Source organism: Bradyrhizobium neotropicale (assembly GCF_001641695.1).
Lineage (GTDB): Bacteria > Pseudomonadota > Alphaproteobacteria > Rhizobiales > Xanthobacteraceae > Bradyrhizobium > Bradyrhizobium neotropicale.
On record NZ_LSEF01000066.1, the window covers coordinates 1 to 4,258 of the forward strand.

Sequence of the window (4,258 nt, forward strand, 5' to 3'; positions counted from 1 at the left end):
GCTTCCGGCTGGAGCGTTCGCCGGGTGGGACTTGCACCCACTGGAAAGCGCCGCCTTCTCACGGCGCACACCCGAATCGGACGTTTCGCAATCCGACAAGAGGCGTCGTGCGGGAAGCGTAGAACAGCTCGCTGCAAAGCGGAACAGATGGCCCGAAGTTCAACGCAACCTCACCCCTTCCACCCGGCCTTGTGCAGACCGTCGACGAGATGGGCGTGGTCTTCTGGACGAAACCACGGAGCTCTCTTGCGAACATACATGTCGAATGCCCCCGGCGCGCGTGAGACAGCCTTTTCCAATTCTTCTTTCGCTTCCGTTGTACGGCCAAGCTGGCCAAGCGCCGCCGCAGACCACCGGAAGATCATTGGAAAATCGGGATACGACCGGATCAAGCGTTTTGCGGCCTCGATCGAAGCCTCGTATTCGCCGCAGAAATAAAGACCGCACGCAATGTGCAACAAACGGACTGCCAGATAGGGGTCGCGGGGATCGAGCCTGAGACACGCATTGAGAGCCGTGAGCCCCTCCTTGGGCCGTTTAGCAAAGATCAGCGTCGCGCCTCTATGGCCATGCGCGATCGCCAGATTTGGGCTCATGGAGAGAGCCCGCTCGATCTCCGCCAAGGCATCGTCAGCCTCGCCGCGTGCTTGCAACGCCCAGCCGAGGCACGATCGGGCTTCTGCATCGGCACCATCGAGCGCGACTGCCTGGCGGGCCAGGGTTTCGGCCGAGCGTTGCGCGTCTCGCAGGTCGAGCTTCTGGTAGAGCGCGGCCGCTTGCAGTTGATACAAGGCGAGCGCACTGTAGCTGCCGCCGAAAGTCGGGTCGAGTTCGATGGCCTGTCTGAAGAATTGCTCTGCAGTCTCATCGTCGTCCGCGGTAGCTTTGCTCAGATGCCACAGGCCGCGCTGATAGGCTGCCCAGGCATCAAGGCTCCCCGGTGGCTTGCGCATGGCGCGTCGAAGCTCAGCGTCTGCGATGGCGGGGGTCAGCGCGATCGTCAGCGCTTCCGTAAGCTCATCCTGTACAGCGAAGACATCCGCGAGATCACGGTCGTAGCGCTCGGCCCACACGTGATTATTGGTCGCCGCCTCTATTAACTGCGCCGTGACGCGGATCCGATTGCCGGCCTTGCGCACACTGCCTTCAAGTACATAACGAACGCCGAGCTCGCGCCCGACCTGTCTCACATCGACCGCACGCCCCTTGTAAGTGAACGACGAGTTCCTAGCAATGACGAACAACGAGGGATAGCGGGATAGTGCCGTGATCACATCCTCAGCGATTCCGTCCGAGACAAATTCCTGCTCGGGGTCGCCGCTCATATTGGTGAGTGGCAGTACGGCGACAGACGGCTTGTCGGGCAAGGCGAGCGCCGGCCCCTCGGGTTTGGGCGTCACAGTCCGTCGGTGAGGATCGGTGATGATGCGGTAAACATGGACAGGTCGAGCAATATTCTTCAGAGTTTGCTCGCCAGCTTCCTCGACCTCGAAAGCCACCTTATCGCGGGCGTGATTGAAAACCGTCTGAGAGATACAAATGCCGCCGGGTTCGGCAATGCTCTCGAGCCGCGCCGCGATGTTCACGCCGTCTCCAAAGATGTCATGAGCTTCGACGATCACGTCGCCGATATTGAGCCCCACACGGAAGAGAATGCGCGCGTCTTCCGCTTCACTGATTGCAAGTTCGTTGATGCAGGCCTGGAATTGCATGGCAGCTCGGACCGCTTCGACCGCGCTCGGAAACTCCGCCAGGAACCCGTCGCCGGTGTTCTTCACGATGCGGCCGGCGTGCTCCGCAATCGCGGGCTCAACACCTCGCGCGAGGAGCGCCGTCAGTTTGGCGTGCGTGGCCTCTTCGTCATTGTGCATGAGCCGAGAATAGCCAGCCACGTCGGCGGCCAATATCGCTGATAACCTGCGCTCGACCCGGACCCGCTCTTGCACCATGGCACCCAATCCAACCCACAATATTGTACGACGGATCAGTCCGCAGCGCCAAACGCGCTTTGACGGGATCTCGGACATTGCAGTTAAGTTGAAACGTCAGCCGCGTTGACCGAGGTGTGCCTGGTTACGGGAAGAGCTCGAATGTGCGCCGCCACTGAGGTCTCGCACGGTTGTGTTGAAGATGTTGAACACGTGAAATGTCGCTTGCGCACTTTGTTTGATTGTTGGTTGTCTTGTATTCGACAAGGCAGAGGCCTGCGCGGTGGCGAGTTCGCAAAGTGGTGTGCTCTTTGACCATATTCCCGAAGAAATCGACGCGCCAGTAATCGTCGAGGTGACGATCGTCAGCAGAGAAGCCGATATTAGTTGATCGTCGCGTTCACATTAATTACCGATGCGCCGGAAGCCTTCGGGCCCTGCCCCGTAGCCTTGATAATGAATGTATCGCTCCCCTTATACTTACCCTTGGACTTGTATTCGTAAGTGGTCGCATTGAGCTTTTTCAGTTTGCCGTGTGCCGGCTTCTGCAAAATGTCGGAACTACTCACAGTGCCACGCATGGGGATCGAAAACTGACAACTTCCCCCCGATGCGACGCTAATATCCGCAGTGGAGTTCTCCCCCCAATCGGCAAGCCCTACCAGCTTTGAGCATTCAGGAGCGGCAAGCGCTAATGGCACCGTCGTTGAGTTTGTTGCACCAACGGTGAGCGCGAGGGTCACGATCTTGAACAGCCGCATGGTGCTTCCTCATTTCGGCCAAGAGTACCTAATCGCCGCCGGTGCGCCCTGGGAGGACCTGGCAATGCCGGCCTCGCCATCCCGCACGCGCACGCCCTAGTGGTTCATCACAGTGATTTTGACGTTTTGATACCGAGCCATCCGAGGATAGGCAACTTTTCGGGTGGCAAGAGGATCTCGATGCTTCGAGCGACGCCGGGCTGGCGACGAATGAACCCGTTGCGTTCGAGGGTGAGGATCATCTGGTGGACTGACGGCGGGCTGACGCGGAAATGCCGCTGGATGTCGGCCTCGGCGGGCGGCTGTCCGAACATGTACGAGTAGGTATGGATGAAAGCGAGATAGTGTCCCTGCTTCTCGGTGAAGTGCGCGCCTGATTTTTGACTCATAGCTGGATTCGTCCCGGCCTCCGACAAGGAGGCGAAGCATGAATGTACGTTATCGGGTCGAATTGAGCCAAGCCGAGCGGGACGAACTGACGGCAATGCTCGGCGGCGGCACGCATTCCGCCCGCAAACTCAAACGGGCTCAGATTGTGCTGGCGGCCGATTCAGGCAGCTGCGACGCGGAGATTGCCCGAACCGTCCGGGTCAGCCTTTCCACCGTCGGCCGGACCAAACGCCGTTTCGTAGAAGGCAATCTGGAGCGGGCCTTGAGTGAGGAGCCGCGTCCGGGCGCGGAACGCAAGCTGACAGGCAAGGAAGAGGCCCTGCTGGTGGCGACGGCATGCGCCAAGCCGCCCGCCGGCCGCAAACGCTGGACGCTGACATTGCTGGCCGACGCGATGGTCAAGCTCACCGATCACGCCAGCCTGTCGGGCGAGACCGTGCGCCGCCGGCTGGCCGACAACGACCTCAAGCCGTGGCGCCGGGATATGTGGTGCATTCCTCATGTCGACGGCGAATACGTCGCCCGGATGGAGGATGTGCTCGATCTCTACGCCGAGGCGCCGGATCCCGAGCGGCCCCTGGTTTGCTTCGACGAGACCCCAGTCCAGCTGATCGGCGAGGTACGCCAGCCGATCCCTGCCCAACCGGGACAGCGCGAGCGCTACGATTACGAATATCGCCGCAACGGTACCGTCAATCTCTTCGTCACCTTCGATCCGCATCGCGGCTGGCGCAATGTCAAGGTTACAGACCACCGCGCCGCGGTCGACTACGCGCACTGCATGCGCGAACTCGTCGACGTCCACTATCCCAATGCCGCCTGCATCCGTGTGGTGCAGGACAATCTGTCGATTCATACGGCCGGCGCGCTATATCAGGCATTTGCGCCTGCCGAGGCCCGTCGCATCCTGCGCCGCCTCGAGTTCCACTACACCCCGAAACACGCCAGCTGGCTCAATATGGTCGAGTGCGAGATCAGCGTGCTGCAGCGCCAGTGTCTCGGCCGTCGCATCGACGATCCCAAAAGGCTTCGAAAAGAAATCGCAGCATGGCAACGGCAGCGAAACAAGGCGCGAGACCGCATCAAATGGATGTTCACAACCGACAAAGCCCGCGCCAAACTCGGTCGCGCCTATCCAGTTGCCGCCAAAGAGTCAAAACCACTGTGATGAACCACTAG

General features: G+C 60.2%; 4 protein-coding genes. 1 reads left to right on the forward strand and 3 read right to left on the reverse strand.

Annotation, left to right across the window (positions count from 1 at the left end; all coding sequences use genetic code 11):
• Positions 1–170: 170 nt before the first annotated feature.
• The 3 genes from AXW67_RS23055 to AXW67_RS23065 form a co-directional block, all read right to left on the reverse strand.
• The gene (locus AXW67_RS23055; protein ID WP_063679689.1) at positions 171–1,949 is read right to left on the reverse strand and encodes an adenylate/guanylate cyclase domain-containing protein; all 1,779 of its coding nucleotides are present in this window, start codon (positions 1,947–1,949) and stop codon (positions 171–173) included.
• 362 nt (positions 1,950–2,311) lie between these two features.
• Positions 2,312–2,689: a hypothetical protein gene (locus AXW67_RS23060; protein WP_063679690.1), complete on the reverse strand. Its 378-nt coding sequence runs from the start codon at positions 2,687–2,689 to the stop codon at positions 2,312–2,314.
• 107 nt (positions 2,690–2,796) lie between these two features.
• Entirely contained in the window at positions 2,797–3,078 is a 282-nt protein-coding gene (locus AXW67_RS23065; RefSeq protein WP_063675745.1) for a LexA family protein, read from the reverse strand.
• Positions 3,079–3,116: 38 nt separating this feature from the next.
• Here AXW67_RS23065 and AXW67_RS23070 point away from each other — a divergent pair, with 38 nt between their 5' ends.
• Complete coding sequence (locus AXW67_RS23070; protein ID WP_063675747.1) at positions 3,117–4,247, forward strand: IS630 family transposase; 1,131 nt, start codon at positions 3,117–3,119, stop codon at positions 4,245–4,247.
• Positions 4,248–4,258: the final 11 nt, after the last annotated feature.

Bases quoted from the DNA above. Each gene is read 5' to 3' on its own strand.
- AXW67_RS23055 (WP_063679689.1), bottom strand. From the start codon at position 1,949: ATGGTGCAAGAGCGGGTCCGGGTCGAGCGCAGGTTATCAGCGATATTG.
- AXW67_RS23060 (WP_063679690.1), bottom strand. From the start codon at position 2,689: ATGCGGCTGTTCAAGATCGTGACCCTCGCGCTCACCGTTGGTGCAACA.
- AXW67_RS23065 (WP_063675745.1), bottom strand. From the start codon at position 3,078: ATGAGTCAAAAATCAGGCGCGCACTTCACCGAGAAGCAGGGACACTAT.
- AXW67_RS23070 (WP_063675747.1), top strand. From the start codon at position 3,117: ATGAATGTACGTTATCGGGTCGAATTGAGCCAAGCCGAGCGGGACGAA.